At 73.3% G+C, this 26,672-nt stretch carries 25 protein-coding genes; 15 read left to right on the forward strand and 10 right to left on the reverse strand.

Features of this window, described 5'->3' with window-relative positions; genetic code table 11:
- The first annotated feature begins 24 nt into the window (after positions 1-24).
- On the forward strand, positions 25-1,422 hold the full coding sequence (locus AB0447_RS06695; RefSeq protein ID WP_366475564.1) for an FAD-dependent oxidoreductase: 1,398 nt from the start codon (positions 25-27) through the stop codon (positions 1,420-1,422).
- A gap of 14 nt (positions 1,423-1,436) precedes the next feature.
- On the opposite strand, the gene AB0447_RS06700 is transcribed toward AB0447_RS06695, so the two are convergent.
- The gene (locus tag AB0447_RS06700; protein WP_366475421.1) at positions 1,437-2,675 is read right to left on the reverse strand and encodes an SWF or SNF family helicase; all 1,239 of its coding nucleotides are present in this window, start codon (positions 2,673-2,675) and stop codon (positions 1,437-1,439) included.
- Positions 2,672-5,674: a DEAD/DEAH box helicase gene (locus AB0447_RS06705; protein ID WP_366475422.1), complete on the reverse strand. Its 3,003-nt coding sequence runs from the start codon at positions 5,672-5,674 to the stop codon at positions 2,672-2,674. Before AB0447_RS06705 ends, AB0447_RS06700 begins: the two co-directional genes overlap by 4 nt.
- A 222-nt stretch (positions 5,675-5,896) precedes the next feature.
- Here AB0447_RS06705 and AB0447_RS06710 point away from each other — a divergent pair, with 222 nt between their 5' ends.
- Positions 5,897-6,082, forward strand: coding sequence for a hypothetical protein (locus AB0447_RS06710; RefSeq protein WP_366475423.1), 186 nt, complete (start codon positions 5,897-5,899; stop codon positions 6,080-6,082).
- An 18-nt stretch (positions 6,083-6,100) separates the two neighbouring features.
- Positions 6,101-6,646, forward strand: coding sequence for an MOSC domain-containing protein (locus tag AB0447_RS06715; RefSeq protein WP_366475424.1), 546 nt, complete (start codon positions 6,101-6,103; stop codon positions 6,644-6,646).
- 52 nt (positions 6,647-6,698) lie between these two features.
- On the opposite strand, the gene AB0447_RS06720 is transcribed toward AB0447_RS06715, so the two are convergent.
- A complete protein-coding gene (locus tag AB0447_RS06720; RefSeq protein ID WP_366475425.1) occupies positions 6,699-7,160 on the reverse strand; it encodes an SAM-dependent methyltransferase in 462 nt (153 codons plus the stop codon).
- A gap of 191 nt (positions 7,161-7,351) precedes the next feature.
- Positions 7,352-8,095, reverse strand: coding sequence for a hypothetical protein (locus tag AB0447_RS06725; protein WP_366475565.1), 744 nt, complete (start codon positions 8,093-8,095; stop codon positions 7,352-7,354).
- Positions 8,096-8,324: 229 nt separating this feature from the next.
- On the opposite strand from AB0447_RS06725, the gene AB0447_RS06730 reads away from it, so the two are divergent.
- A complete protein-coding gene (locus tag AB0447_RS06730; RefSeq protein WP_366475426.1) occupies positions 8,325-9,245 on the forward strand; it encodes an oxygenase MpaB family protein in 921 nt (306 codons plus the stop codon).
- Between the two features lie 156 nt (positions 9,246-9,401).
- On the opposite strand, the gene AB0447_RS06735 is transcribed toward AB0447_RS06730, so the two are convergent.
- Positions 9,402-10,001, reverse strand: a complete 600-nt coding sequence (locus tag AB0447_RS06735; protein WP_366475427.1) for a methyltransferase domain-containing protein — start codon at positions 9,999-10,001, stop codon at positions 9,402-9,404.
- 188 nt (positions 10,002-10,189) lie between these two features.
- On the opposite strand from AB0447_RS06735, the gene AB0447_RS06740 reads away from it, so the two are divergent.
- From AB0447_RS06740 to AB0447_RS06765, 6 genes are all read left to right on the forward strand, one after another.
- Positions 10,190-10,969: an MHYT domain-containing protein gene (locus AB0447_RS06740; RefSeq protein ID WP_366475428.1), complete on the forward strand. Its 780-nt coding sequence runs from the start codon at positions 10,190-10,192 to the stop codon at positions 10,967-10,969.
- A 134-nt stretch (positions 10,970-11,103) separates the two neighbouring features.
- A complete protein-coding gene (locus AB0447_RS06745) occupies positions 11,104-13,836 on the forward strand; it encodes a nitrate- and nitrite sensing domain-containing protein (RefSeq protein ID WP_366475429.1) in 2,733 nt (910 codons plus the stop codon).
- The gene (locus AB0447_RS06750) at positions 13,836-14,279 is read left to right on the forward strand and encodes a roadblock/LC7 domain-containing protein (protein WP_366475430.1); all 444 of its coding nucleotides are present in this window, start codon (positions 13,836-13,838) and stop codon (positions 14,277-14,279) included. The genes AB0447_RS06745 and AB0447_RS06750 overlap by 1 nt, the downstream gene beginning before the upstream one ends.
- A gap of 15 nt (positions 14,280-14,294) precedes the next feature.
- The gene (locus AB0447_RS06755; RefSeq protein ID WP_366475431.1) at positions 14,295-14,672 is read left to right on the forward strand and encodes a DUF742 domain-containing protein; all 378 of its coding nucleotides are present in this window, start codon (positions 14,295-14,297) and stop codon (positions 14,670-14,672) included.
- Complete coding sequence (locus tag AB0447_RS06760) at positions 14,672-15,289, forward strand: ATP/GTP-binding protein (RefSeq protein WP_366475432.1); 618 nt, start codon at positions 14,672-14,674, stop codon at positions 15,287-15,289. Before AB0447_RS06755 ends, AB0447_RS06760 begins: the two co-directional genes overlap by 1 nt.
- Before the next feature lie 151 nt (positions 15,290-15,440).
- Positions 15,441-15,839 carry a roadblock/LC7 domain-containing protein gene (locus AB0447_RS06765; protein WP_366475433.1) on the forward strand — a complete coding sequence of 133 codons (399 nt, stop codon included), beginning with the start codon at positions 15,441-15,443 and terminating at the stop codon, positions 15,837-15,839.
- An 84-nt stretch (positions 15,840-15,923) separates the two neighbouring features.
- Here AB0447_RS06765 and AB0447_RS06770 read toward each other — a convergent pair whose 3' ends face one another.
- A complete protein-coding gene (locus AB0447_RS06770; RefSeq protein ID WP_366475434.1) occupies positions 15,924-16,454 on the reverse strand; it encodes a tetratricopeptide repeat protein in 531 nt (176 codons plus the stop codon).
- Positions 16,455-17,001: 547 nt separating this feature from the next.
- Between AB0447_RS06770 and AB0447_RS06775 the strand changes: the two genes are divergently transcribed.
- Positions 17,002-17,541, forward strand: coding sequence for a GNAT family N-acetyltransferase (locus AB0447_RS06775; RefSeq protein WP_366475435.1), 540 nt, complete (start codon positions 17,002-17,004; stop codon positions 17,539-17,541).
- Between the two features lie 84 nt (positions 17,542-17,625).
- On the opposite strand, the gene AB0447_RS06780 is transcribed toward AB0447_RS06775, so the two are convergent.
- On the reverse strand, positions 17,626-18,618 hold the full coding sequence (locus AB0447_RS06780; RefSeq protein WP_366475436.1) for a threo-3-hydroxy-L-aspartate ammonia-lyase: 993 nt from the start codon (positions 18,616-18,618) through the stop codon (positions 17,626-17,628).
- A gap of 124 nt (positions 18,619-18,742) precedes the next feature.
- Between AB0447_RS06780 and AB0447_RS06785 the strand changes: the two genes are divergently transcribed.
- Entirely contained in the window at positions 18,743-19,510 is a 768-nt protein-coding gene (locus AB0447_RS06785) for a DUF6397 family protein (protein WP_366475437.1), read from the forward strand.
- Here AB0447_RS06785 and AB0447_RS06790 read toward each other — a convergent pair.
- The 3 genes from AB0447_RS06790 to AB0447_RS06800 are packed head-to-tail and all read right to left on the reverse strand — an operon-like array spanning position 19,474 to position 23,322.
- On the reverse strand, positions 19,474-19,872 hold the full coding sequence (locus tag AB0447_RS06790) for a YchJ family metal-binding protein (RefSeq protein ID WP_366475438.1): 399 nt from the start codon (positions 19,870-19,872) through the stop codon (positions 19,474-19,476). The genes AB0447_RS06785 and AB0447_RS06790 overlap by 37 nt on opposite strands.
- Positions 19,873-19,880: 8 nt before the next feature.
- Positions 19,881-20,762 carry an acyl-CoA thioesterase II gene (locus tag AB0447_RS06795; RefSeq protein ID WP_366475439.1) on the reverse strand — a complete coding sequence of 294 codons (882 nt, stop codon included), beginning with the start codon at positions 20,760-20,762 and terminating at the stop codon, positions 19,881-19,883.
- Positions 20,763-20,808: 46 nt separating this feature from the next.
- Positions 20,809-23,322, reverse strand: coding sequence for a DUF3516 domain-containing protein (locus tag AB0447_RS06800; RefSeq protein ID WP_366475440.1), 2,514 nt, complete (start codon positions 23,320-23,322; stop codon positions 20,809-20,811).
- A gap of 133 nt (positions 23,323-23,455) precedes the next feature.
- Between AB0447_RS06800 and AB0447_RS06805 the strand changes: the two genes are divergently transcribed.
- The 3 genes from AB0447_RS06805 (at position 23,456) to AB0447_RS06815 (ending at position 26,663) form a co-directional block, all read left to right on the forward strand.
- Positions 23,456-24,247 (forward strand): metal-dependent hydrolase, encoded by a 792-nt coding sequence (locus AB0447_RS06805; RefSeq protein ID WP_366475441.1) that lies wholly within the window; start codon positions 23,456-23,458, stop codon positions 24,245-24,247.
- Positions 24,248-24,351: 104 nt separating this feature from the next.
- Complete coding sequence (locus tag AB0447_RS06810; protein WP_366475442.1) at positions 24,352-25,488, forward strand: hypothetical protein; 1,137 nt, start codon at positions 24,352-24,354, stop codon at positions 25,486-25,488.
- Positions 25,485-26,663 (forward strand): hypothetical protein, encoded by a 1,179-nt coding sequence (locus AB0447_RS06815; RefSeq protein WP_366475443.1) that lies wholly within the window; start codon positions 25,485-25,487, stop codon positions 26,661-26,663. Before AB0447_RS06810 ends, AB0447_RS06815 begins: the two co-directional genes overlap by 4 nt.
- Positions 26,664-26,672 lie beyond the last annotated feature (9 nt).

Genomic DNA, 26,672 nt, shown 5'->3' on the forward strand with positions numbered 1-26,672 from the left:
CAGGGAGGAATCGTGTCCCACCTGATGCCACCCCGGGTCCCCCGGAGCGTGGAGCTGCCCCCGCGCCAGGCCCTTCACGCCGGCTCCACCCAGGTGCTGGTGATCGGTGGAGGGCCGGCCGGTATCGGGGCGGCCCTCGGTGCCGCGAACGCAGGCGCCGAGGTGATCCTCGTGGAGCGGTACGGATTCCTCGGCGGCAACGCCACCGCCGCGCTGGTCATGCCCTTGATGAGCTTCCACAACGAGGTCAAACAGGCCGTCGCCGGTGATTCCGCCCGCCTGCTGCCGCCCGACCACGGCGAGGGCGAGCCGGTCGTCGGCGGCGTGCTGTGGGTGCTGCTCGAACGGCTGGTGCGCGCGGGAGCGGCGATCCGCCCTTCGCTCGAGACCGGCTACACCGTGCCCTTCGACGCGGAGCTGTTCAAGCTCGTGGTCTACGACCTGCTGGAAACGCACGAGGTCCGCACACTGCTGCACGCCTTCGCCTCCGGTGTCGTCGACATGCCCGACCGCGCACGGGCGGTGTTCGAAACCAAGTCGGGGCCGATCGTCATCGACGCGGACGTGATCATCGACTGCACCGGCGACGGCGACATCGCGGCGGCGGCCGGGGCCGCGTACGACATCGGCCGGCCGGAGGACGGCTGGACGCAGCCCATGACGCTGATGTTCCGCATGGTCCGCTTCGACCACGAGGAATTCGCCGGGTACGCCCGCGCCCACCCGGACCAGTGGAAGGGCGTGCACGGGCTGTGGGACCTGGTCCGCGCCGCCACCGACGCCGGGGAGCTGGACCTGCCGCGCGAGGACATGCTGTTCTTCGCCACGCCGAACACCGGCGAGGTCGCCGTCAACTCCACCCGCGTCACGGAAGTGCTCGGCACCAGCGTCTGGGACCTCACCCGTGCCGAATTCGCCGCCCACCGCCAGATGGCCCAGATCGCCCGCTTCCTGCGCGACCGCGTGCCGGGGTTCGCCGACTCGTACGTCGTCCAGAGCGGCGTCCAGGTGGGGGTCCGGGAGACGCGCCGCATCACGGGCGAGTACCAGCTGACCGGCGAGGACGTGCTGACCGCCCGCAAGTTCGACGACGCCATCGCCCGCGGGGCGTACCCGGTGGACATCCACAACCCGAGCGGTCGCGGTACCACGCTGAAACGGCTCCCGCGCGGCCAGTCGTACGACATTCCCCTGCGCTGCCTCTTTCCCCGTGACGTGGACCGGGTGCTGGTCGCGGGCCGCTGCATCTCCGGTGACCACGTGGCCCACTCCTCGTACCGCGTCATGCCGATCGCGATGGCCACCGGTCAGGCGGCGGGCGTCTGCGCGGCCCTGGCGGCGGCCCAGGGCAAACGGCCCCAGGACATCCCGGCGAGCGTGGTCCAGGAGGCGCTCCGCTCCCAGGGCGCCAGCCTCCCGTGATGCCCTCGGCGCGGTCAGTCGGGGAGCGTGACGCAGGTCGCCAGTGCGGTCGCCGGATCCGGGCAGCTCGGGCCCGCCGGGACCCACCGGCCCGCCTCCTTGCGGTACGGCCACCAGCGCCCCTCGCGGCCCAGCCGCAGCTGCGCCTCGCCGCCCGGGAGGGTCCAGCGGGCCCGTACCCGGCGCAGCCCGGACGCCTCTGCCTCCTCCAGTGCGGCCGCGGCCCGGGCCAGGGCGGGCCGGTTCGGGGTCCAGTCCTCCTCCAGTACGGCCAGGGCCGCCGCCCCGCCGGAGCGCCAGGCCCGCACGGCGAGCTCCAGTGCGGCCCGGTCCCGGCCCGAAGCCCGCGCCAGGCGCGTCCGTACGCGTACATCGGAGTCTTCGGCGGCCAGCCGCACCGCATCCTGCGCCACCGTCGGCCGCTCCGGAACCGGCCGGTCCGCATGGCCGGGTGCGAGCGCCTCCGCCAGGAGCCGGTACGCCTCGGCGGCCGCAGCCCGGGCCAGCAGCTCCACCGCGTCCACATCGAGGTCCGGCTCCGACTCCGCATCCAGCAGCGGCGGCTGACCCGGCATCTCCGGAAGTTCCGGCAGGGCCGGCAGCGGCGGCAGGCCGCCCTCCGCAGCGAACACCGCCGCCGCCGGCACCCCTTCGTCCGCGAAGTCCCGCGCCGCCGCGGGCGTCGCCTCCGCCGCGCTCCGCTCCTCCAGCTCGGCCAGCACCTCCCGCTCCGCCCGGCCGCGCATCAGCAGCAGCACGAACGGATCCCGGTCCAGCAGCCGCGCCACCTGGTAGCAGAGCGCCGCCGTGTGCGGGCAGTGGTCCCATTCCCCGCAGTCGCAGTTCGGATCGAGATCGCCGATGCCGGGCAGCAGGTCGACCCCGGCCGCGGCCGCGTCCTCCACCAGCTCCGGCGGCATCTCCCGGTCCAGCAGCGCCGCGATGTGGCCCGCCTGCCCGGCCGCCATGCCCAGCACCCGGTCCCAGTCGGATTCCGCGAACACCTGCACCAGGACGTCCGTCCGGTGGGCCGTGCCGTCCGGATCCCGGACCACCGCGGTGAGCCGTCCCGGGCGGACCGACACCGCACCGACCGCCCCGGCGCGCGCGTAGCGCCGGCCGTGCCGGAGCTGTTCCCCGTCCAGGGCACTGTCCTCCAGCGCGGCCAGCCAGACCCGGCCCCACCAGGTCCCGGCGAAGCCGCGGCCGGTCGCCGCCGGCAGCGCCGGGAAGATCTTCTCGTGCTCGGTCATCGCCCGTTCCCTCCGTCCCGCTCCGCGCGCAGCGCGACGAGCTCCGCCAGTTCCGCGTCGGTCAGTTCGGTCAGCGCGGCCTCGCCCCCGGCCAGGACCGCATCGGCCAGCGCCCGCTTGCGTGCCAGCATCTCGGCGATGCGGTCCTCGACGGTGCCTTCGGCGATGATGCGGTGGACCTGGACGGGCTGGGTCTGGCCGATCCGGTAGGCGCGGTCGGTGGCCTGTTCCTCCACGGCCGGGTTCCACCAGCGGTCGTAGTGGATGACGTGGGCGGCCCGGGTCAGGTTCAGCCCGGTGCCGGCCGCCTTCAGGGACAGCAGGAAGACGGGGACCTCGCCGGACTGGAAGCGGTCCACGAGCTCCTCGCGGCGCGGCACCGGGGTGCCGCCGTGCAGCAGCTGCGAGTTGATCCCGCGGGCGGCCAGGTGTTTCTCCAGGATCCGGGCCATGGTGACGTACTGGGTGAAGACCAGCACCGAGCCGCCCTCGGCCAGGATGGTGTCCAGCAGCTCGTCGAGGAGCTCCAGCTTCCCGGACCGGCCGCCACCGCTGCCGCCCTCCTTGGTGTACTGCGCGGGATGGTTGCAGATCTGCTTGAGCGAGGTCAGCAGCTTCACGATCAGCCCGCGGCGCTCCATCCCGTCCGCCGCCGAGATCGCGGCGAGCGTCTCGCGGACCACCGCCTCGTACAGTCCTGCCTGCTCGGGGCTGAGCGCCACGGCGTGGTCGGTCTCGGTCTTCGGCGGCAGCTCGGGGGCGATGCCCGGGTCGGACTTCTTGCGGCGCAGCAGGAACGGCCGTACCAGGGAACCCAGTCGGGCCGCCGCCTGCGGGTCCCGGCCCTGCTCCACGGCCTCGGCGTAACGGCGGCGGAAGGTGCCGAGGCGGCCGAGCAGACCGGGAGTGGTCCAGTCGAGGATGGCCCACAGCTCCGTGAGGTTGTTCTCGACGGGAGTGCCCGTCAGCGCCACCCGCGCCGGGGAGGGCACCGTGCGCAGCGCCCGGGCGGTGGACGACTGGGGGTTCTTCACGTGCTGCGCCTCGTCGGCCACGACCAGACCCCAGGGCGTCTTGGCGAGGGCGGGCGCGTCCAGCCGCAGGGTGCCGTACGTGGTGAGCACGACGGCGTCGGCGGGCAGTCCGGCCAGGCTGCGCCCCGCCCCGTGGAAGCGCTGGACCGGCGTGCCGGGAGCGAACCGGGCGAACTCCCGCTGCCAGTTGCCGAGCAGTGAGGCCGGGCAGACGACGAGGGTCGGGCCGGCCGTCGCCGGGTCCTGCCGGCGGTGCAGGTGGAGGGCGATCAGCGTGATGGTCTTGCCGAGGCCCATGTCGTCGGCGAGGCAGCCGCCGAGGCCGAGCGCGGTCATCCGGGCCAGCCAGGCCAGGCCCCGCAGCTGGTAGTCGCGGAGCTCGGCGGCGAGGGCGGCGGGCTGGGCGACCGGCTGCCGCGCCGACGACGTCCGGGCGGCCGGGTCCTCGGGGTCCGCGGCGAGCTCGGCCCGCAGCCGCTCCAGCGGACCGGTCGCGGTGACCGCCACCCGCAGGCCGTCCACCTCGGCCGCGCCGGTGAGTACGGCGGCCAGCGCGTCGGCGGTCGTGACCTTCCGGTCCTGGCGGGCGCGGGCGCGGCGGGCTTCGGCCGGGTCGATCAGCACCCACTGGTCGCGCAGCCGCACCAGGGGGCGGTTCGACTCGGCCAGCCGGTCGAGTTCGGCGGGGGTGAGGTCGGCCTGGTCCCCGAGGGAGTGGCGCCAGTCGAAGGAGAGCAGGGCATCGGGGGAGAGGAGACCGGTCCGTGCGGGCCGGGCCGGGTCGGCCGCCGGGGCCGGGGCCAGAGCCGGGGTGCCGGCGTCCGAGGTGCCGGCGTCCGGGCCGGAGCCGACCACGGCATGGGCGGTGAGGTCGCGGGCGAGTCCCCGGGGCCAGTGCACCTGCACCCCGTCCGCGGCCAACGCCGCAGCGGCCGCACCCAGCAGTTCGATGACCTCCTCGTCGGCCAGCTCGACGGAGTCCGGAACGGCGGCGGTGAGCAGCGGGGTGAGCGGAGGCCACAGCCGGGCGGCCCGGCGCAGTGCGAGCAGCGCGTCCATCCGAGCCCGCGGGGCGAAACCGGCAGCCGCCGGTCCGGAACCCGCCCACACCTCGGCGGCATCGGCGACCAGGGCCGCGTCGGAGAGGCTGTGCAACTGGAGGACGGCGCGGAAACCGGGCGCGTCCGGCGAGCCCGTCCGCTCCGTCAACTCCACCCGCAGGGAGATCCGTACGCCGGCATCGTGGCCCGCCGCCACCTCGGCGGCCCACGGCCGCAGGTCGGGGAACCGGCCGGGCTCGGGCGCGGCGAAGGCCGGTGCGCCGGCGGCGGCCGGGGCGGCGGGGGAGCGGGGCAGGGTGTCGGCGACCGCGTCGAGGAAGGCGCGCAGCAGCGGCTCGGCCGCGGGTAGCCGCAGCGGATCGGCTCCGGCCGGGCTCGGTACGCAGCGCGCGGCGGCCGGCATCGCCGCGGCCAGCGCACGCACCTGCGCGAGGTCCGCCGCGTCCAGCGGGCCGATGCGCCAGGCGTCGTGGTCGGAGGCGGACAGGCCGGGCAGCAGCAGGCCGCGGGCGGCGAAGCGCAGGGCGAGCAGGGCGGCGGCACCCCAGAACGCCGGGGCGGTCACCGGGCCGGGGGCGGTGCGGGCCCGGGTGAGCAGGGGCAGCGCGGCCGCCAGGGGCAGCACCCGGGCGGTCACGGTGGTCGGCTGGAGCCCGGAGGTGACCACGGTGAGTTCGACGAGTTCGCCGAGGTCGGTGAGGCCAGGGGGTTCGGTGAGGTCAGGGAGTTCGGGGGGTTCCGTGGGTTCGGTCGGTTCGGTGGGTGCCGTGACTCTGCCGTTCCGGGCCGGGGCGGGTGGAGGCTGGCCGTCGGGGCGCCAGAACGCCATGCGGCCGGTGCGGGCGGGATCGGCGGGCAGGAAGACGGCGGAGCAGCGGATGAGGTCGGAGATCTCGGGGAGCACGCATTCCTCAAACTTGACTACCAGGTACAGGGCGGCCGACGCTACCTCACAGGGTGGCCCCGACGGGCGCACCTCGGTCGTGACCCGGGTCACGTTCGTGCGGGCGGCCAGCCGGCGCCCGGCCGCCGCCGGCCTGTTCCAAGCCGGGTACGGAGCCGGGAACGGCGGGAGGCGCCGCTGCGTTGTAGGAAGTGTTGCCGACGCAGGAGGAGGTGTCAGGAGATGTCGACGAGCGGGAAGGTCGCCGCTGCCGGAGTGGTGGCTGCCATCGTGCTGTTCTGGACGGTCGGGTTCTGGCCGGGACTGCTGGTCCTGATCGGAGTTCCGGCGGCCGCGTACCTACTGCTGGACTCCTCCCAGCGGCGCCGGCTGAAGCACGTCAGCAGGAAGCAGATAGGCCGCCGCTGACCGAGGCAGGGGAATCCCATGGGCGCGGCGGTCGTCACGGCGGTCAGCAGCAACGCGGAGTACTCCTTCACCAAGCCCAACCGCGAGAGCATCACGCTGCTCGCCGGACTGGGCGTGGCGGGCGATGTCCACGCCGGGGTCACGGTCAAGCACCGCTCCCGGATGGCCCGGGACCCTAGCCGACCCAATCTGCGGCAGGTCCATCTGATCCACCGCGAACTGTTCGACGAGCTGGCCGAGTCCGGCTTCGAGGTGACCCCCGGCCAGCTGGGGGAGAACGTGACCACCGCGGGCATCGACCTGCTCGGCCTGCCCCGGGGCACCGTCCTGCGGCTGGGCGAGGAGGCCGAGATCGAGGTCACCGGCCTGCGCAACCCCTGCCGGCAGGTGGACAACTTCCAGGACGGCCTGCTCAAGCAGCTGGTCGGCCGGGACGGCGAGGGCCGCATCGTCCGCAAGGGCGGAATCATGGGCGTGGTCCGCCGCGGCGGAACCGTCCGCCCCGGCGACCCCATCACCGTCACCCTGCCCCCCGAGCCGCACGAAGAGCTCGACCGGGTCTGAGCCGGCCGGGCTCCCCGGGCGCGCGACGGGTGCGGTTGCGGTCAGTCCCGCATCAGTAGTAGTCCCGCATCAGCGCAGTGGCCCACTCCGGCTGACGGCGCGGGCCGCGCGGCCCGAACTCCTCCAGATACGGCTTGAGGTCCAGCACCGGCGTGCCGTCCACCGCGTCCAGACCCTCCACGTGGACGTCCAGCCCGTCCACCTTCAACACCCGGCAGCGCGACACCCCCAGGCGGTTCGGCCGGTTCTTCCCCCGCTGCGCGAAGATCCCGACCAGCGGCCAGTCGGGATTGCCCCGGGGCCGCCGGGCTCCCGACTCGATCCGCTCGACCGGCACCCGGTCGAAGTGGAAGACGACTTCCACGTGCGAGAAGTCCTCCAGCCCGTACAGGGCATCCGGACCGAACCGGTCCGCGTCCAGGCGGATCACTGCCGTCTCCGCACCCCAGTCGTCATCGGCCACTTCAGCCCGGCCGCCCACCACCGTGCCCACCGGTTCGCACTCCACCAGCATCGCGCCCCTGCCCTCCGTTCGTCCGATCCGCTTCGTTCCGGCCTGATTTCGCTTCGGCCGGGTCCAGGACGCTCCGGTCCAGGACGCTCCGGTCCAGGACGCTCCGGCCCAGACTGGTCCTGCCCAGACCGATTCGGTCCGGTTCGCTCCGGTCCGCTCCGTCGGGCTCCTGTGCTCCGTCGTGCTCTGCCTCAGGCCGGCCGTACGGCCACCCGGTCCAGCCCGGCCAGGAGTTCGGGCAGGTCCGCGTCCCGGGGCACCGGAATGACCCCGCTCGGTTCCTCGTCGAGCAGCACGAAGGCGACGTCGTCGGTGCGGGCCACCAGCGACCAGCCCGGCCCGTCCACCCGCAGCATCCGCGCCTCCTCGCCCGCGAAGGCCGACCGTACGCGCCCGGGCGGCGGGGGGCTCTCGGTGTAGCCGCGCGCCTCCGTCAGCACCCGGGCCAGCCCGGGATGCGCCACCGGAGCCTCCCCGTCCGTCTCGAACCGCTCCCGCCAGTCCGTCCACTGCAACGCGATCTGGTCCGCGCCCATCCGCCGCTGCGCCGACCCCCACACCCCGGCCGACGGCGGCGCCAGCGGCACCCGCCCGGTGCCGTCCGCGCCCTGCTCCGGGTCGTGCGGGTCCGGAAGTCCCGGAGCCGCCACCGCCAGGTCGAGCGGCCACCCCGCCAGCGAGACCACGATGGTCCGCTCGTCCGGCGAAAGGTCGTACTCCATCCCGCAGTCCCAGGAGGCGATGGCCATCGCGACCAGCGACACATCGTCGATGACCACGGTCCACCGCGCGCCCAGCTCGTCCTGGCCGAGCACCAGCCCGTACCCGTCCGGCACCGGCCGGACCCCGAGCAGCGCACACGCCTCCGGATAGTCGTCGCCCAGGATGCTCGGGAACTGCGCGGGGGTCAGCAGTACGGCGGTCAGCACGTACAGCGAGCCGTCGCCATCACCCTCCCCCTGGCCGTCCGCCCCGCCTGCTGCGTCCGCCCCGGCGGACCCCGCCGATTCCTCGGACTCCTCGGACACATCGCCTCCCGGTCGTTCTCTCGTCGGCGCACCCTAACCAGCGGGTAACCCGGACGTCGAGAGTCCACAGGCGGCGATTTCCAAGCCCGCTACCTGCACGTAGAGTTGGACATCCGCCACAGAAAGGCAGACCCCGGTGCAGCGTTACGACCGGCTGAAGGAAATCCTCCGCCTCGACGCCGACCAGGATTTCCTCACCATCTACCGGCTGACCGCCACCTACGAGTTCCCCTGGGACTTCACCCGCGCTCTGGAGCTCGCCCTCTACCGCACCTACGCCGTCCCCAGCATCGGACGCCTGCTCGCCGAGACCGCCGAGTTCACCGACCGTCCGCAGCGCCGCTACGACGACACCGCACTGCTCCTCGACGCGGTGGTGGAGCACGGCTTCGAGAGCGACACCGGGCGCACCGCGATCCGCCGCATCAACCAGATGCACCGCAGCTACGACATCAGCAACGAGGACATGCGCTATGTCCTGTGCACCTTTGTGGTGATTCCCAAACGCTGGCTGGACGACTACGGCTGGCGCCCGCTGACCGGCCAGGAACGGCGGGCGTGCGCGCACTACTACGCCACCCTCGGCCGGCACATGGGCATCAAGGACATTCCGGAGTCCTACGAGGAGTTCGAGACCACCCTCGACGCCTACGAGAAGGAACACTTCGGCTGGGACGAGGGCGGCCGCAAGGTCGCCGACGCCACCCTCGACCTGATGGCGTCCTGGTACCCCGCCCCGCTCGCCCCGCTGCTGCGCGGCGCGAGCCTGGCCCTCCTCGACGAACCGCTGCTTCGCGCCTTCCGGTACGAGTCTCCCCGCCCCGCCGTCCGGAAGCTGGTCCAGGGCGCCCTGCGGCTGCGCGGCCGCGCGGTGCGGCTGTTGCCGCCGCGCAGCGCCCCGCACTACGCCCGGCAGAACCCGGAGATCAAGAGCTACCCCCGCGGCTACGACGTGGGCGAGCTCGGCACCCACCCGGTGCCCGGCACCGGGGGCTGCCCGGTGCCGCACCAGCGCCGCGCCGAGGGCGCCGACGCGCAGCCGCCGGCCGGGAGCTGACCCGGCGGCGACCCGTAGCCGGCCAGGGCCCGTCTCCTCCCGGCCCCGACCCCGCCCGCCGCACCGGGGCGCCGGGCCTCAGGCCGCCCGTTGCCGGGGCGCCGGGGCGCCGGGGCGCCGGGGCGCCGAAGCGCCGGGGCGCCGAAGCGCCGGGCGTCAGGCTGCCCGTACGGCCAGCGCCAGGAAGCGGTCGTCCTCGTCGGCGTACGAGGTCAGCTCCCAGCCCGAACCGGCCAGCAGCGGGCCGAGATTGTGCTCGGCCCGCAGGTCGTCCGGAGTCAGCTCGCGACCCTGCCGGGCCGCCAGGGCGGCTCGCCCGATCGGGTGAAACAGCGCCAGCCGCCCGCCCGGGCGGACCACCCTGGCCAGCTCGCGCAGATTCGCGGCCGGATCGGGCAGGTGCGCGATCAGGCCCGCCCCGAACACGGCGTCCAGGCAGCCGTCGCGCAGCGGTAGCCGGGCCACGTCCGCGAGCAGCAGCGCTCCCTCGGCGTCCCGCCCGGCGCGCAGCGCGGCAGCCAGCATCTCCGGGGTCAGATCCGCCCCGACGACCGTCCCGGACGGGCCGACGGCCGCCCGCAGCGCGGACAGCGCCCGCCCCGTGCCGCAGCCGGCGTCCAGCACCCGGTCGCCGGGCCGCAGGCCGAACTCGGCCACGGCGGTGGCGAAGGCGGGCCCGTCCCCGGGGAACTTCCGGTCCCAGTCGGCGGCGCGCGCCCCGAAGAACTCCTGCACGTGTGTGTGATCGTCGCTCATGCGCCCATGATTCCGCACCACAGCCGGCATCCGCCCCGCCCCGGCGGGGGCGACCCGTGCGCACCGTGTGCAGAGTGACACCCGGTGTGATCGAACGTGAACGTATCTCTGTCATATTCCAGCAGTTCCAGCAGCTTTCGAAATGCGCCCCCTGTTCGCGCCCTCACCCGGACTAGCGTCCGTTGGCCATGGGACACCTGGACCACGCGGCCTATGGCTGGCTGACACCCGCACTCTCCTACGTGATGGCATCGATCGGCGCCGCCCTCGGGCTGCGCTGCACCGTCCGGGCGCTCGCCGCCACCGGACGCTCCCGCCGCAACTGGCTGATCACCGCGGCCTCCGCCATCGGCACCGGCATCTGGACCATGCACTTCGTGGCCATGCTCGGCTTCAGCGTCACCGGCACCGAGATCCACTACAACGTGCCGCTGACCATCCTCAGTCTCCTCGTCGCCATGACCGTGGTCGGCGCCGGAGTCTTCGCCGTCGGCTACGGCAGGGAACGCGGCCGGGCCCTCGTCCTCGGCGGCCTCACCACCGGCCTCGGCGTCGCCAGCATGCACTACCTCGGCATGGCCGCCCTCCGCCTGCACGGGCGGATCACCTACGACCCGCTCACCGTCGGAATCTCCGTCGCCATCGCGGTCGTCGCCGCCACCGCGGCCCTCTGGGCCGCGCTCAACATCAAGTCCCCGGTGGCCGTCGCCGTCGCCTCCCTCGTCATGGGAGCCGCCGTCAGCAGCATGCACTACACCGGCATGCTCGCCGTCGGCGTCACCGTCGCCCCCTCCGACGCGGCCCTCCCCGGCGCCACCGCCATGCAGTTCATCTTCCCCCTCGCCGTCGGCCTCGGCTCCTACCTCTTCCTCACCTCCGCCTTCGTCGCCCTGTCCCCGACCGCCGACGAACGCGCCGCCTCCGCCCAGGCCCGGAGCCTCGGCGAACGCGCCGCCCCCGCCCACTGAGCGCCCCCGCCCACTGAGCGGCCCCGCCGACTGAGCCGGCCCCGCCGACCGAGACCACGCCCACCCATCCGCCCGCGACCACCCCGGCCGCCCCGGCGTCCCCACGCGAACCCCGCACCCGGAACGAGGAGTCCATGCGTACACCCCGCAGGAGACCGGACGCCCCGGCGCCCCGGCTGCCCGCGCCCCCGGCCCGCGGCCGCCGGGCCCACGCAGGGCCGCCCGCCGAGGAACACCGGGCCGAGCCGACCCCGCCGCCCGCCTCCGGCATACCCGCCGGCACCGCGCCCACCGCCACCGCGTCCACGGGCATATCCGCCGCCCCCGGCGCCGGCAGTGCCTCCGGTCCAGGACCGGCGGCCGCGCGGTTCCGCCTGCGCCCCGGCACCGTCCGCGCGAAGATCGTTTCGCTGCTGATGGTCCCCGTCGTCTCGCTCCTCGCCCTCTGGGCCTTCGCCACCGTCAGCACCGCCCAGGACATCGCCCGCCTCAGCCGGATCCAGCGCATCGACGCGGAACTCCGCACCCCCGTCAGCCGGACCGTCGCCGAACTCCAGGCCGAACGCCGCGCCGCCATCCGCTTCCTGGCCGGCCCCGGCACCGAACAGGCCGCCGCCCTCGAACAACAGGGCCGCCGCACCGACACCGCCGTCCACCGGCTCCGGCTCGGCCCCGGCCACACCGTCGCCGACGCCGGCGACTACCCGGCCGAGGTCGTCCGCCGGATGCGCGCCCTCGTCGAGGCCGCCGAAGCCCTCGGCTCCGCCCGCACCGACATCGGCGCCCGCCGGGCCACCCCCGACGCGGCCTACGACACGTACACGAAGGTCATCGACTCGGCCCTGAGCGCCGCCGGCGCCCTCACCGGCATCGAGGACGCCGACCTCGGCGCCGACGCACGCGTCCTCCTCGAATTCGCCCGGAGCGGCGAACTCCTCGCCCGCGAAGACGCCCTCCTCGCCGCCCCCGGCCAGCGCTCGGCCGAAACGCTTCGCCGCCTCACCGGCACCGTCGAAGCCCGCCGCACCCTCACCGAGACCGCCGCCCGCGACCTGCCCGCCGCCCAGGCGGCCACCTGGCGCACCCTCCTCGCCGGCACCGCCTACGCCGACCTCACCGCCGCCGAGGACCGCGCCCTCGCCGCCGGAACCGGCCGCGACGCCCACGGTGCCCCGCACGGCTGGGACACGGCCTACACCGGCATCGCCAAGGCCATGGCAGACCTCGAGTCCGCCGCCCGCAGCAGCGCCGCCGACCGCACCGACCCGTTCGCCGCAGGCGCCCTCGGCCCCGCCGGCGCCGCCGTCCTGCTCGGCCTCGCCGCCGTCGCCGCCTCCCTCGTCATCTCCGTCCGGATCGGCCGGGCCCTCGTCGTCGAACTCGTCTCCCTGCGCAACAGCGCCCTGGAGATCGCCCACCGCAAACTCCCGCACGCCATGGACCGGCTCCGCGCCGGGGAGGACATCGACGTCCTCGCCGAGGCCCCGCCCGGCGATCCCGCCGAGGACGAGATCGCCCAGGTCGGAGAAGCCCTCTCCACCGTGCACCGGGCCGCGCTCTCCGCCGCCGTCGAACGCGCCGAACTCGCCAGCGGAGTCTCCGGCGTCTTCGTCAACCTGGCCCGCCGCAGCCAGGTCCTCGTCCACCGCCAGCTCACCCTCCTCGACTCCATGGAACGCCGCGCCGACGACCCCAACGAGCTCGGCGACCTGTTCCGCCTCGACCACCTCACCACCCGCATGCGCCGCCACGCCGAAAGCCTGATCATCCTGTCCGGAGCGGCCCCCGGCCGCGCCTGGCGGATGCCGGTCCCGCTCACCAACGTCGTCCGGGCCGCCGTGTCCGAGATCGAGGACTACCCGCGCGTCGAGGTCAGCCGGCTCGCCGAGGCCGCCGTCATCGGCGGCGCCGTCGCCGACCTCACCCACCTGCTCGCCGAACTCATCGAGAACGCCACCCAGTTCTCCCCGCCCCACACCAAGGTCCGGGTCAGCGGCGAACCCGTCGGAGCCGGATACGTCCTGGAGGTCGAGGACCGCGGACTCGGCATGGGCCGGGACACCCTCGCCGATGCCAACCGCCGCATCGAACAGTCCGAGGCGCTCGACCTCTTCGACAGCGACCGGCTCGGCCTGTTCGTGGTCAGCCGCCTCGCCGCCCGGCACGGGGTCCGAGTGCACCTCCGTACCTCCCCGTACGGCGGCACGACCGCCGTGGTGCTGCTGCCCAACAGCCTGCTGCAGGGCGTCCTCACGGCGGGCGAGCCCCCGCAGGAGCCCGCCGCCCTCGCGCCGCAGCCGGCCGCCGTACCCGCCGCACGGGAACCCGTACAGCAGCCCGTACGGGAGTCGGTGCGGGAGCCCGTACGGGAATCCGTACGCCGGACCGACCGGCCGGCCCCGCAGCCGCAGGCGGTACGGGAAGCCGTACGCGGCACCGGCGAGCCGCAGCGGCGCCGGGAGGCGGAAGCCGGGCCGGAGGAGTCCGCCCGGCCCGCCCCGGTGACCACGCTCCGGCTGCGCGGCCCGGCCGGCCCGGCCTCCCGCACCGGCCCCGGCACGCCGTCCGCCGCTCCCCGTACCGGCCCGGCCGGCCCCTCCGGAGCCGCCGGAAGTGACGGACCCGCCGGGAAGGCCCCCCTCGCCGAGGTCACCGAACTGCCCCGCCGCGTCCGCCAGGCCAGCCTCGTCCCCCAACTGCGCGAAGCCCCCACCCCGGCCGCCGCCGGCCCCGGCACCCGCCTTCCGCAGGACCCGCCCGGCCGCAGCCCCGAAGAGGCCCGCGACCGGATGACGGCCTACCGGGCGGGCTGGGCCCGAGGCACCGAGGACGCCACGCACGCACACAGCAGCGAAGGAGAACAGTGATGATCGAACACCGCAGAATCGACCTCGACGGTGCCCGCCGGGGCGGCGAACTGGACTGGCTGCTGGACGACCTGGTCCACCGGGTCCGCGAAGTCCGGCACGCCGTGGTGCTGTCCAACGACGGCCTGGCCGTCGGCTCGTCCAGCGCCCTCAGCCGCGAGGACGCCGAGCACCTCGCCGCCGTGGCCTCCGGGTTCCACAGCCTCGCCAAAGGAGCCGGCCGGCACTTCCACGCCGGCGGCGTCCGGCAGACCATGGTCGAAATGGACGACGGGTTCCTCTTCGTCGCGGCCGCCGGCGACGGCTCCTGCCTGGCCGTGCTCAGCTCCGCCGCCGCCGACATCGGCCTGATCGCCTACGAAATGGCCCGCCTGGTCAAACGGGTCGGCGAGCACCTGTACACCCCGCCGCGGTTCGCGGCGCACCCCCCGGCCGCGGGCTGAGGACGGACCCACGACATGAACGGCCAGTGGTACGACGCCGACGCGGGCCCGCTCGTCCGTCCGTACGCCATGACCGGCGGGCGGACCAAACCCGGGCCCCACGGCGTCCGGTTCGACCTGATCGCCCTGGTCGCCGTCGACCCCGGCGGCCCCGACGCGGACGAGTCCCTGCTCGGCCCCGAACACCGGGCCCTGCTCGGACTCTGCCGCGCCGAAACCCAGTCGGTCGCCGAACTCGCCGCCGACGCGGACCTGCCCGTCGGCGTCGTCCGGGTCCTCCTCGGCGACCTGCTCGAAGCGGGCCACGTGCGGGTCAGCCGCCCGGTACCGCCCGCCCAGCTGCCGGACGAGCGGATTCTGCGTGAAGTCATCGAAGGATTGCGAGCGCTGTGATGGGACAAGACACCACGGACACCGGCGAGCTGGCCGCGCTCGCCCTGAAGATCCTGGTGGCCGGGGGATTCGGGGTCGGCAAGACCACCCTGGTCGGCGCGGTCAGCGAGATCAGGCCGCTGCGCACCGAGGAACTCCTCAGCGAGGCGGGCGAACAGGTCGACGACACCGGCGGCGTGGACCAGAAGACCACCACGACCGTCGCGATGGACTTCGGACGCATCACCATCCGCTCAGGCCTGTCCCTGTACCTGTTCGGCACCCCCGGCCAGGACCGCTTCTGGTTCCTCTGGGACGAACTCTCCCAGGGCGCCCTGGGAGCGGTGGTCCTCGCCGACACCCGCCGGCTGGAGGACTGCTTCCCGGCGGTCGACTACTTCGAACACCGGCACATCCCCTTCGTGGTCGCCGTCAACTGCTTCCCCGGCGCCCGCGCCTACGGCGCCCACGAGGTCTCCCGGGCCCTCGACCTCGACCAGGGCACCCCGGTGGTCCTGTGCGACGCACGCGACAAGGATTCCGGCAAGGAGGTCCTGATCCGGCTGGTCGAGTACGCGGGCCGCGTCCACACGGCCCGCCTCCTCGACTCCGTCTCCCCCCAGGCCGACCCGGCCTGACCGGCCGGACCTCCCCCTCATCGGCCTCCACAGGAGTTCAGTCATCTTCTTCGCCATGAGGGCATCCTCCTTGCCGGAAAGCCCCTGGTGGGGAAGGCTTGCGAAACGACGACGCGGGGCGGGAACACCGCGTGAACGGGGAGGGACTCAAATGGCACTGGACAAGCAGCTTGACTGGCTGCTGGACGATCTGACGCGCAGGGTCCAGCAGGTCCGGCACGCGGTGGTGCTCTCCAACGACGGGCTGGTCACCGGCGCGAGCGCCGGCCTGGCCCGGGAGGACGCCGAGCACCTGGCCGCCGTATCGGCCGGACTGCAGAGCCTGGCCAAGGGCTCGGGACGGCACTTCAGGGCGGGCGAGGTCCGGCAGACCATGGTCGAGTACGACGAGGGCGTGCTCTTCGTGATGGGCGCCGGCGCCGGCAGCTGCCTGTGCGTCCTCAGCGCCGCCGAGGCCGACATCGGCCAGGTCGCGTACGAGATGACGCTGCTGGTGAACCGGGTCGGGGAACACCTCGGTGTCGCCGAACGACGCACCACGGGCGGCTAGCCCCGGACGCGCCTGGACCGCGCCCCTGGACTGCGCAGGTGGCGGGCGAGGGACCAGGCACCGAATTCGAGGACCCGCTGGTCCTCACGGCCCTGCAGTACCTGCATCACTGACGGATTCGACCGCCGCCGGGCGGGGGCACGATCGCGTGCAGGGCGGTGCGCGTGGCCCACGGCTGGGGGTGGTCCGCTCCCAGGGTCCGGGTGCGGCGGGCGAGGACCTCCGCCAGCTCCGCCGTCGCCTCCGCCGTACGGCCCGACGCGGCGAGGTTCTCGGCGCGCCGAGCAGCTCCACCCGGGCGCGGAGCACGAGTTCGAACTCTGCCCGGGCCTCGGAGCGCCGGGCGAGGGAGTTCAGGACCGCGCCCAGGTCGTGCCGGGCGGCCAGAGTGTCCGGGTGCCGCTCTCCCGACGTACGGCGGCGGACTTCCACCACCTCGCGCAGTCCGTACTCGGACTCTCGGAGCCGGCCCATCGTCCGCAGCGTCGTGGCGCAGGCGTGGGCGGCTGCCTGGACGACCGGGTGTTCGCGGTCCCAGCGTCGCCCCGCGGCGTCGCGGACGAACTCGATGCCCGCGTGGGCCTGCTGGAACAGGCCGTTGTCGCGGTGGTGCACGGCCGCCCCGAGCGCGGCCGTGAGCGCGGGCTCGACGACGGCGTCGGCGGCGTCCGTGCCGACGGCCCGACGGCCCGACGGGCCAAGTGGCGGGCGTGCGCCGCCAGCAGGTTCCAGTCCGGCCGCCGCTGGACCTCGTGGGGGTCCGCGGGACGGTCGGCTCCGGCCGCGCGGCTCAGGAGTCGGACGGCGAGCGGGAGCAGGGAGCGGTCGGCGTTGAAGGCGCGGACCAGCGGATGGAGGTAGAGCAGGTGCGGGGCGTCGTCTTCTGGGGCCACTGCCCGGCTCGGGGGGAGCGCCCAGGCGACGGGCGACAGCGAGCAGCCCGGCCTCCAGGGAGGCCCGGTGCCGGGCGTCGAGCCACCAGCACTGGAACGGCACCCGGTGGGCCACTTCGAGTGCGGGGCGGTCTTCCCGCACCCGCCGGGCCCGCACAGGACGTGGACCGCCCCATCCGACGGCCCGGCCAGCAGCCGGGTGAGGCGCCGGTGCACTACTCCTCGAATACCTGCTTGAACGCCGGTGCCGCAAGGCCGATGGTGGCTGCATGCATGACGTGAAGCTTTCGGACGGCGTTGTCACTCTGTCTCCTCCGCGCGTGGATGACGCCGATGAGCACCTGGCAGGCGAGGACGAGCTGTTGGTGCGGTGGCTCAGTGGGGGGCCAAGCACCCGGGAAGGCACCGAGGTGTACTTCCGCCACTGCATCGAGCAGTGGGCCACGCGTGGACCATTGCGTGCGTTCGGGATCCGTGTGGCGCCCGAGTCGACGCTGGCGGGTTACATAGACCTGCGGTTCGAGATGGCGGGCTTGGCGCCTGGACAAGTCAACATCTCCTACGGTCTCTACCCTGCCTGGCGGGGTCAGGGACTGGTGACCCGCGCTGTCCGCCTGGTCTGCCGGTACGCCGCAGCTGAAGGGGCGACCCAAGGAGTGATCCGGGTGGACCCGGAGAACTCCCGGTCGGCAGCGGTCGCGAGACGGTCAGGTTTCACCTACGACAAGCGGGTTCCGGAAGCGGATGGCAACCAATGTGACTGGTACGTCCGTAGCCTGGCTCACGGAGTTGATCCGGCGAGCAGGTGAACCACTCCGTGCCCGGGGCGTTGATGTGGGCATCGGGTGGGGTTATTTGACGGATGCCCAGTGGGCTCGGCTCCGGGACGAGTCCTAGCCGGCGGTGCTCCCCGTGTTCGCGAGCAGTTCGGCGAACCGGGCCGGATCGATGTTGCCGCCGCTGACCAGGACGCCGACCCGCCGGCCGTGCAGCGCCTCCGCGTGCGTGCGCAGCGCGGCCAGCCCCAGGCAGCCGGTCGGCTCCACGACCAGCTTCATATACGTGGCGAACAGCCGCATGGCGTCGACCAGTCCGGCATCGCTCGCCGTCACCACCTCCGGAGCCGCGGCCCGCAGGATCCGGAAGTTCAGCTCGCCGATGTGCGTGACCTGGGCGCCGTCCGCGATGGTCTGCGGCGTGTCGATGTGCACGATCCGGCCCTCGCGCAGCGACCGCTGCGCGTCGTTGCCCGCCTCCGGCTCCACACCGAACAGCCGGCAGTCCGGCGCCAGGGCGCCCGCCGCCAGTGCCGTGCCGGACAGCAGGCCGCCACCGCCCAGCGGCACGAACAGCGCGTCCAGACCGCCTTCTTCCGCGGTGTCCTCGAAGAGCTCCATCGCCGCGGTCCCCTGCCCGGCCACGATGTGCGGATGGTCGTACGGCGGCACCAGCGTGAGGCCGTAGCGCTCCACCAGGGCCTGCCCGATCGCCTCCCGGTCCTCGCCGTAGCGGTCGTACGTGACGACCTGGCCGCCGTAGCCCAGGGTGGCGGCCACCTTCACCGCCGGGGCGTCCCGCGGCATCACGATCGTCGCCGGAACGTCCAGGATGCGGGCGCACAGCGCGACCGCCTGCGCGTGGTTGCCGGAAGAGTAGGCGACGACCCCGGCACGGCGCTGCGCGGGAGTGAACCGTGACAGCGCGTTGTAGGCGCCGCGGAACTTGAACGCGCCCATCCGCTGAAGGTTCTCGCACTTGAACAGCACCTTCAGGCCCAGCTGTTCGTCGATGAGACGGGAGCGCAGCACCGGTGTGCGGTGCGCCCGGCCGGCGATCCGTGCGGCCGCGGAGGCGACGTCCTCGAAGGTGGGGAGTGCGGTCGTCATGGCCGCCAGGATAGGCAGCCCCGTCGAGTTGTCCACAGCCCTCGCGCGGTGTCGTCGCAGCGGGTTACGTTCATTACGCAGAGTGATCGACGTGATGGTGTGTACAGGGAAGGACGTCATGCGGATGACCGAGGACACGATGGTGGGCGGCGCTCGGGCGGCCGGGGAACTCGGGTTGGGCAGGGGCGAGTTGGCCCGGGCCGTGCAGCTCGGGATCGTCCGGGCCGGGCCGGCCGGGCGGGGCGGTGCCACCCGGTTCAGCCGGGCGGAGCTCGACCGGATCAGGACGGGCCGGGGATTCCCGGACGCCCTGCGGGACCGGGTGAAAACCCTCACGGCCGCCGGAGCGGCCGAACTGCTCGCGATCAGCCCAGGCCGGTTCACCCGGCTCGCCCGCTGCGGACACCTCACCCCGGTCGGCTACCGGATCAACCGGTACCGGGCCGTGGTGTGGCTCTACCTCGCCGAAGAGCTCGAGGAGTTCGCCTCGCGCCGCCCGGACCTCCTACGGGGAGGTCCGCCAGGCGAGGACCGGGAGCGGATCGCCGCCCGAGAGGACCAGCGGCCGCGCCGGTGGCGCGGCCGGCAGGTCGGGCTGTTGCTGAGACGAACGGCCGACCCGTGGGAGCGGGCCGCGGTGCTCGCCTCCGTACTGCCCGGGGCGGAGCTGGACGAAGCCGTGCCCGACCCGGAGGAGCGGACCCGGCTCGCCGGCCTGGCCCCGCCACCGCCGTACGGCCATCCACAGCACCCGGCCGCGGCCGCCGTGGCCGCCCGGCTGCTGCACGCGGAATCCGAGGAGGAGATCCTCTGGTACCGGACCAGCCTCGACTTCGCCCTCACCGGGGCGCGCGGTCAGTCGAAGACGACGGGGGAGAGGGGGCCGACATAGACCCAGGCGCCGCCCTCCCGGGCGAAGCTGCTGTGCTCGTGGAGCGAGCCGGCATGCCGGCCCTCCCGGTAGTGCGCCCGGAACTCCACCGCACCCTCCGTGTCGAACATCCCGCCGCGCTCGGTGCCGAGGATCTCCAGCCGCTCCCAGCGCTGCCCCGGGTCCAGGTCCAGCCCGGCCGGGCGGGTCGAGGGATGCCAGGAGCGCAGCAGATAGGCGGTGTCCCCGACGGCGAAGGCGCTGAACCGGGAACGCATCAGCAGCTCAGCCGTCGGTGCCTGCTGCGCCCCCGAATGGAAGCGGCCGCAGCAGTCGGGGTAGGCGGCGGGCAGCCCGCAGGGGCAGGGGAGTGGCGTGGGCACGGAACGGATCAGCCCTTCAGGGAGGCGTACGGACGGAACAGGCCTTCCTGGACCACGGAAACCAGCAGCCGGCCCTCGAGGTCGTAGATCCGGCCGCGGGCCAGACCGCGGCCGCCGTGGGCGATGGGCGACTCCTGGTCGTACAGGAACCACTCGTCCGCCCGGAAGGGCCGGTGGAACCACATGGCGTGGTCGAGGCTGGCCATGTCGAACCCGCGCACCCCCCACAGCGGTTCCACGGGGATGCGCACGGCATCGAGGAGGGTCATGTCACTGGCGTAGGTGAGGGCGCAGGTGTGCACCAGCGGGTCGTCGCCCAGCGGGCCGACCGCGCGCATCCACACCGCGCTGCGCGAATCGGCGTCCTTCAGCTCCTCGGGCGTCCAGCGCAGCCGGTCCACGTACCGGATGTCGAAGGGCTGGCGGCGCGCCATCCGCTCCAGCGCCTCGGGCAGCGAGCCCAGGTGCTCGCGGATCTCGTCCGCGACCTTGGGCAGCGTGTCCGGGTGGGGGAACTCAAGGCGAGGAGGCAGCTGGTGCTCGATGCTGCCCTCCTCCGGATGATGGAAGGAAGCGGTGAGATTGAAGATCGTACGGCCCTGCTGGACCGCGGTGACCCGGCGCGTGGTGAAGGAACGCCCGTCCCGGACCCGCTCCACCTGGTACACGATCGGCACCCCGGGGATGCCCGGGCGCAGGAAGTACGCGTGCAGCGAGTGGACCGGCCGGTCGCTTTCGGTGGTGCGCCCGGCGGCCACCAGGGCCTGGCCGGCCACCTGGCCGCCGAAGACCCGCTGGAGCGATTCCTGCGGGCTGCGGCCACGGAAGATGTTGACCTCGATCTGCTCCAGGTCGAGCAGATCGACGAGTCTCTCGGCGGGGTTCGTCATCAGAGCCTCTCCACGGCGGTCGGTTGCGGCGGTGGTCCCGGGGCGCTCAGAGCTGGCCGACCGAGGTGACCCGGACGATCGCCCGGCCCTCCTCGTCGGAGGCCGCGAGATCGACCTCGGCGCTGATGCCCCAGTCATGATCGCCGTTCGGGTCGGCGAAGGTCTGGCGAACCCGCCAGAGACCGTGCGCCGGGTCCTCCTCGATCATCAGCAGCTTCGGGCCGCGGGCGTCCGGTCCGGTGCCCAGGTCCTCGTACTCGTCCCAGTAGGCGTCCATGGCCTCGCCCCAGGCGTCGGCGTCCCAGCCGGACTCGCCGTCCATCTCGCCCAGCTCCTCGACGTGGTCCAGAGCCGCCAGCTCCACCCGCCGGAACATGGCATTGCGGACCAGTACCCGGAAGGCGCGCGCGTTCGCGGTGACCGGCTTGACCTGGTCGGCCTTCTCCTGGGCCTGCTCCGCCGTCTCGATCTCCGGGTTGGCCAGCTGCTCCCACTCGTCCAGCAGGCTGGAGTCGACCTGGCGGACCATCTCGCCCAGCCACTCGATCAGGTCCACCAGGTCCTCGGACTTGAGGTCGTCCGGGATGGTGTGGTCCAGCGCCTTGTAGGCGCCGGCGAGATAGCGCAGCACGATGCCCTCGGTCCGGGCCAGCTCGTAGAAGGAGGTGAACTCGGTGAAGGACAGCGCCCGTTCGTACATGTCGCGGACGATCGACTTCGGCGAGACCGGGTGGTCCCCGACCCACGGGTGGCTCTTGCGGTACACGTCGTAGGCGTGCAGCAGGAGCTCCTCGAGCGGCTTGGGGTAGCTGATGTCCTGCAGCCGCTCCATCCGCTCCTCGTACTCGACCCCGTCCGCCTTCATCGCGCCGACGGCCTCGCCGCGCGCCTTGTTCTGCTGGGCCGCCAGGATCTGGCGCGGGTCGTCGAGGGTGGACTCGACGACCGAGACCATGTCCAGCGCGTAGGAGGGGGACTCGGGGTCCAGCAGGTCGAAGGAGGCCAGCGCGAAGGTGGACAGCGGCTGGTTGAGCGCGAAGTCCTGCTGGAGGTCGACGGTGAGCCGGATGGTGCGGCCCTCCGCGTCCGGGGTGTCCAGCTGCTCCACCACGCCGCCGTCCAGCAGCGAACGGTAGATGGCGATGGCCCGGCGGATGTGCCGCAGCTGGTTCTTGCGCGGCTCGTGGTTGTCCTCCAGCAGCCGGCGCATGGCCTCGAAGGCGTTCCCGGGCCGGGCGATCACCGACAGGAGCATGATGTTGGTGACCTTGAACCGGGAGGTCAGCGGCTCCGGGTCGGCGGCGATGAGCTTTTCGAACGTGGTGTCGGACCAGGCGACGAAGCCCTCCGGGGCCTTCTTGCGGACCACCTTGCGGCGCTTCTTCGGGTCGTCGCCCGCCTTCGCCAGCGCCTTCTCGTTCTCGATCACGTGCTCCGGCGCCTGTGCCACCACGAAGCCCGCCGTGTCGAACCCGGCGCGGCCGGCCCGGCCGGCGATCTGGTGGAACTCGCGGGCGCGCAGCGTGCGGACCCGGTTGCCGTCGTACTTGGTGAGCGCGGTGAACAGCACCGTGCGGATCGGGACGTTGACACCGACACCGAGGGTGTCCGTGCCGCAGATCACCTTCAGCAGACCGGCCTGGGCCAGCTTCTCCACCAGCCGCCGGTACTTGGGCAGCATGCCGGCATGGTGCACGCCGATGCCGTGCCGGACGTAGCGGGAGAGGTTCTTGCCGAACTTGGTGGTGAAGCGGAAGTTGCCGATCAGCTCGGCGATCCGGTCCTTCTCCTCGCGCGAGCACATGTTGATGCTCATCAGCGACTGGGCCCGCTCCACGGCCTGAGCCTGGGTGAAGTGGACGATGTAGACGGGTGCCTGCCGCGTCTGCAGCAGCTCGGTCAGGGTGTCGGTGATCGGCGTGGTGACGTACTCGTAGGACAGCGGGACGGGCCGGGTCGCGGACCGGACCACCGAGGTGGGCCGGCCGGTGCGCCGGGTCAGGTCCTCCTCGAACCGCGACATGTCGCCGAGGGTCGCCGACATCAGGATGAACTGTGCCTGCGGCAGCTCCAGCAGCGGGATCTGCCAGGCCCAGCCCCGGTCCGGTTCCGCATAGAAGTGGAACTCGTCCATCACGACCTGGCCGATGTCGGCGTCCTTGCCGTCGCGCAGCGCGATGGAGGCCAGCACCTCGGCGGTGCAGCAGATCACCGGGGCGTCCGCGTTGACCGAGGCGTCACCCGTCAGCATGCCGACGTTCTCGGTGCCGAAGAGCTTGCAGAGGTCGAAGAACTTCTCCGACACCAGCGCCTTGATCGGGGCCGTGTAGAAGGTGACCTTGTCCTGGGCCAGGGCGGTGAAGTGCGCGCCCGCCGCGACCAGGCTCTTCCCGGAGCCGGTCGGAGTGGAAAGGATCACATTCGCCCCGGAGACCACCTCGATCAGCGCCTCCTCCTGAGCCGGGTACAGGGCGATGCCCTGGCCCTCCGCCCACGAGGAGAAAGCCTCGAAGAGGGCATCGGGGTCGGCGTTCGGCGGCAGCTGATCAATGAGGGTCACGCCCCCATCTTGCCTGGCTTCCGCCCCGATGAGGGAACCGGCGGTCGAATGAAGATCGTCGACGGTACGCTGTGCCGTCGACGATCACCATACGGATCGCCGAGGAACACCACAGACTGGGGCGGGAACGAGCATGATGGGTCCGGCGCACTCACTGTCAGGGGCGGCAGCCTGGCTGGGGGTGGGGGCGGCGACCGCGGCCGCGGGACACCCCATGCCGTGGCCGGTGCTCGTCGTCGGCGCGCTGATCTGCGCCGGCGCTGCCCTCGCACCCGACCTCGACCACAAGTCCGCGACGATCTCGCGCGCCTTCGGACCGCTCTCCCGCGGACTCTGCGAGGTCGTCGACAAGATCTCGTACGCCGTCTACAAGGCGACCCGCTCGCCCAGGGACGCCCGTCGCTCCGGCGGCCACCGCACCCTGACCCACACCTGGCTGTGGGCCGTCCTGATCGGCGGCGGCGGTTCGGTACTGGCCGTCACCGCGGACCGCTGGGGTGTCCTGGCCCTGCTCTTCGTCCACCTGGTGCTGGCCGTCGAGGGCCTGCTGTGGCGGGCCGCCCGGATGTCCAGCGACGTCCTGGTCTGGCTGCTCGGCGCCACCAGCGCCTGGATACTCGCCGGCGTCCTCGACCAGCCGGGCAACGGCTCGGACTGGCTGTTCACCGGCGCGGGCCAGGAGTACCTCTGGCTGGGACTGCCGATCCTGCTCGGCGCCCTGGTCCACGACATCGGGGACGCCCTGACGGTCTCCGGCTGCCCGATCCTGTGGCCCATCCCGATCGCCGGCAAGCGCTGGTACCCCATCGGCCCGCCGAAGCTGATGCGCTTCCGGGCCGGCAGCTGGGTCGAGCTGAAGGTCCTCATGCCGGTGTTCATGCTGCTCGGCGGCGTCGGCGGGGCCTCCGCCCTCGGATTCATCTAGGAACCGGCCGCCCACGCCTTCTGTTCAGTCCCGGCCCGGCCGGACATCATGTGCTCCGACGAGCCGTCAGTTCCGTCGGCTCGCACCATGATCCGGGGGGACACATGGGCAGAAGAACACGCGTGCTCGCCGCCACCGCAGGGGCGCTCATCGCCTCGCTGGCGCTCGCCGTACCGGCCCAGGCGGCCACCGGGGGAACCGCCTGCAAACCGGCCGTCAAAGTACTGAAGGCGCTGCCGGGCCCGGACCCGGCCGAACCGAGCCCGTGGATCGAGGACACCCAGGTCAACGGCATCGGCCCGCTGGGCCTCGCCGTCGGGGTCTCGCACGACAAACCCGCCTACTGGCTCGGCACCTCCGTGCACGCCGTACCGCTGCCGGCCGGCTACACCCGGGGCCGGGTGGAGGCCGTGAACCGGTGGGGCCTGATGGTCGGCACCATCCACGGCCCGGACGGGTGGCGCGCCTTCAGCTACCGGCCCTGGACACCCGCCGTGACCCTGCTGCCCGGCGGCCAGTACGCCAACGACGTCAACGACCACGGCCGGATCGTCGGCTTCCGGTACACCGGCTCCGGCGCGGTCGGCCTCGAATGGGCCGGTACCACCCTCCGCCGCGAGCTGACGGTCCCCGCCGGGTTCCACCTCGACGCCGTGACCGGCATCAACAACGCCGGCCAGATCGTCGGCCACGGCTGGGGCGACGGCACCCCGGACGACCCGTACGGCCCCAACCCGGGCCTGCTCTGGCCGGCCGACCCCGCCGCCGCACCCGTCCAGCTTCAGCCGCCCGGCGGGAACTACGAGATCTACCGCCCGAAGGCGGTGGACTCGGCCGGCCGTGTCGTCGGCCTGTACTGGAACTCCCGGGGAATGATCGACACCTCGGTGCAGTGGGCGGCTCCCTACACCGGCGTCACCCGGGTCCCGCACCTCGCGGGCCGGACCAGCGGCGGCTTCGAGGACATCAGCCCCACCAAGAACATCTCCGTCGGCATCGCCTCCGACTCGCTCTACGAGTACCCGCCGGACGAGCCCCCGCCCGTACAGGCCCAGTACTGGCCGGGAAGCGGCCCCATGAAGGCCCTGCCGCGCCTGGCACCCGGCGGGTTCTCCGCCGCCTACGCGGTGACCGACCGCGACCAGGTCGGCGGAGTCGCGGTGGACGCCAAGGGCATCGAACGCCCGGTCATCTGGACCTGCGCGAGCAAGCAGGCCCACACGCCCGGGAGCGCGGCATGAGGGCAGCCGTCCGGACGCGCCGGCTGATCGGGCCTGCGGGCACCGTCGCGGCGGTCGCCGCGATCCTGGGCTCGCTCACCCTTGCCACACCCGCCCAGGCGGCGCCCGCCGCTCAGGCCGCTCCGGCAGAAGCAGCCGCCGGGGAGTGCACGCCGACCGTCAAGGTGCTGGAGGACCTGCCCGGCACCGACCCGGCCCCCTGGCGCCGGGACACCCAGGTCAGCGGCATCGGCCCGGCCGGGCTCGCGGTCGGCGCCTCCCGCAACCGCCCCGCCTTCTGGTTCGGCGGCCGCGCGTACCCCGTACCGCTGCCGGCCGGCTACACCAGCGGCCGGGTGGCCGCGGTCAACCGCTGGGGCCTGATGGTCGGCACCATGTACGGCCCGGACGGGTGGCGGGCCTTCAGCCATCTGCCCTGGGCCCGGGCGGTGACCCTGCTGCCCGGCGGCGAGTACGCCACCGGCGTCAACGACCACGGCCGGATCGTCGGCTACCGCTACGAGCGCGCGAGCCAGGACACCGTCGGCGTCGAATGGGCCGGTGCCACGATCCGCCGCGAACTCGCCGAACCCGCCGGGTTCGACCTGCGCGCGATCAGCGGGATCAACAACGACGGCCGGATCATCGGCCACGGCTGGGGCGCCCCGGCCGACCCGGACGACTCGTGGGGCACCGCCCCGGGCCTGGTCTGGAGCGAGGACATCGCCGCACCGCCCGTCCTGATGTCCCCGCCGGGCAACGCGTACGAGGTGTCCGAACCCAAGGCGATCGACGAATCCGGCCGCATCATCGGCGAGATCGGCTCGGGCCACGAGGGCCTCAACCAGCTCGTCACCTGGGTCGCCCCCTACACGGACTGGACCACCACCCCGCTGCTGGCCGGCCGTACCGGCGGCAGCTTCGAGGACATCAGCCCGAGCACCGGCGCGGTCGTCGGCCGGGCCTACGACTCGCCGTACGAGATGCCCCCGGAGGAAATACCCGAGCAGGCCCAGTACTGGCCGGGCAGCGGCCCGATGAAGGCCCTGCCCAGGCTCGCCCCGGACGGTGCCTCCGCAGCCTTCACCGTCACCGACCAGGACCAGGTCGGCGGGATGGCCGTGGACGCGGCCGGTGTCCGCCGACCCGTCATCTGGACCTGCGCGGGCCAGCAGGCCTACCTGCCCGCACCGTAGGACGCGAAG

Source organism: Streptomyces sp. NPDC051211, assembly GCF_040689505.1.
Classification (GTDB): Bacteria; Actinomycetota; Actinomycetes; order Streptomycetales; family Streptomycetaceae; genus Streptomyces.

Bases quoted from the DNA above. Each gene is read 5' to 3' on its own strand.
- AB0447_RS06765 (WP_366475433.1), top strand. From the start codon at position 15,441: ATGGCACTGGACAAGCAGCTTGACTGGCTGCTGGACGATCTGACGCGC.
- AB0447_RS06695 (WP_366475564.1), top strand. From the start codon at position 25: ATGCCACCCCGGGTCCCCCGGAGCGTGGAGCTGCCCCCGCGCCAGGCC.
- AB0447_RS06735 (WP_366475427.1), bottom strand. From the start codon at position 10,001: ATGAGCGACGATCACACACACGTGCAGGAGTTCTTCGGGGCGCGCGCC.
- AB0447_RS06760 (WP_366475432.1), top strand. From the start codon at position 14,672: ATGGGACAAGACACCACGGACACCGGCGAGCTGGCCGCGCTCGCCCTG.
- AB0447_RS06785 (WP_366475437.1), top strand. From the start codon at position 18,743: ATGACCGAGGACACGATGGTGGGCGGCGCTCGGGCGGCCGGGGAACTC.
- AB0447_RS06810 (WP_366475442.1), top strand. From the start codon at position 24,352: ATGGGCAGAAGAACACGCGTGCTCGCCGCCACCGCAGGGGCGCTCATC.
- AB0447_RS06700 (WP_366475421.1), bottom strand. From the start codon at position 2,675: ATGACCGAGCACGAGAAGATCTTCCCGGCGCTGCCGGCGGCGACCGGC.
- AB0447_RS06780 (WP_366475436.1), bottom strand. From the start codon at position 18,618: ATGACGACCGCACTCCCCACCTTCGAGGACGTCGCCTCCGCGGCCGCA.
- AB0447_RS06750 (WP_366475430.1), top strand. From the start codon at position 13,836: ATGATCGAACACCGCAGAATCGACCTCGACGGTGCCCGCCGGGGCGGC.
- AB0447_RS06815 (WP_366475443.1), top strand. From the start codon at position 25,485: ATGAGGGCAGCCGTCCGGACGCGCCGGCTGATCGGGCCTGCGGGCACC.
- AB0447_RS06715 (WP_366475424.1), top strand. From the start codon at position 6,101: ATGGGCGCGGCGGTCGTCACGGCGGTCAGCAGCAACGCGGAGTACTCC.
- AB0447_RS06740 (WP_366475428.1), top strand. From the start codon at position 10,190: ATGGGACACCTGGACCACGCGGCCTATGGCTGGCTGACACCCGCACTC.
- AB0447_RS06720 (WP_366475425.1), bottom strand. From the start codon at position 7,160: ATGCTGGTGGAGTGCGAACCGGTGGGCACGGTGGTGGGCGGCCGGGCT.
- AB0447_RS06745 (WP_366475429.1), top strand. From the start codon at position 11,104: ATGCGTACACCCCGCAGGAGACCGGACGCCCCGGCGCCCCGGCTGCCC.
- AB0447_RS06755 (WP_366475431.1), top strand. From the start codon at position 14,295: ATGAACGGCCAGTGGTACGACGCCGACGCGGGCCCGCTCGTCCGTCCG.
- AB0447_RS06795 (WP_366475439.1), bottom strand. From the start codon at position 20,762: ATGACGAACCCCGCCGAGAGACTCGTCGATCTGCTCGACCTGGAGCAG.
- AB0447_RS06775 (WP_366475435.1), top strand. From the start codon at position 17,002: ATGCATGACGTGAAGCTTTCGGACGGCGTTGTCACTCTGTCTCCTCCG.
- AB0447_RS06805 (WP_366475441.1), top strand. From the start codon at position 23,456: ATGATGGGTCCGGCGCACTCACTGTCAGGGGCGGCAGCCTGGCTGGGG.
- AB0447_RS06710 (WP_366475423.1), top strand. From the start codon at position 5,897: ATGTCGACGAGCGGGAAGGTCGCCGCTGCCGGAGTGGTGGCTGCCATC.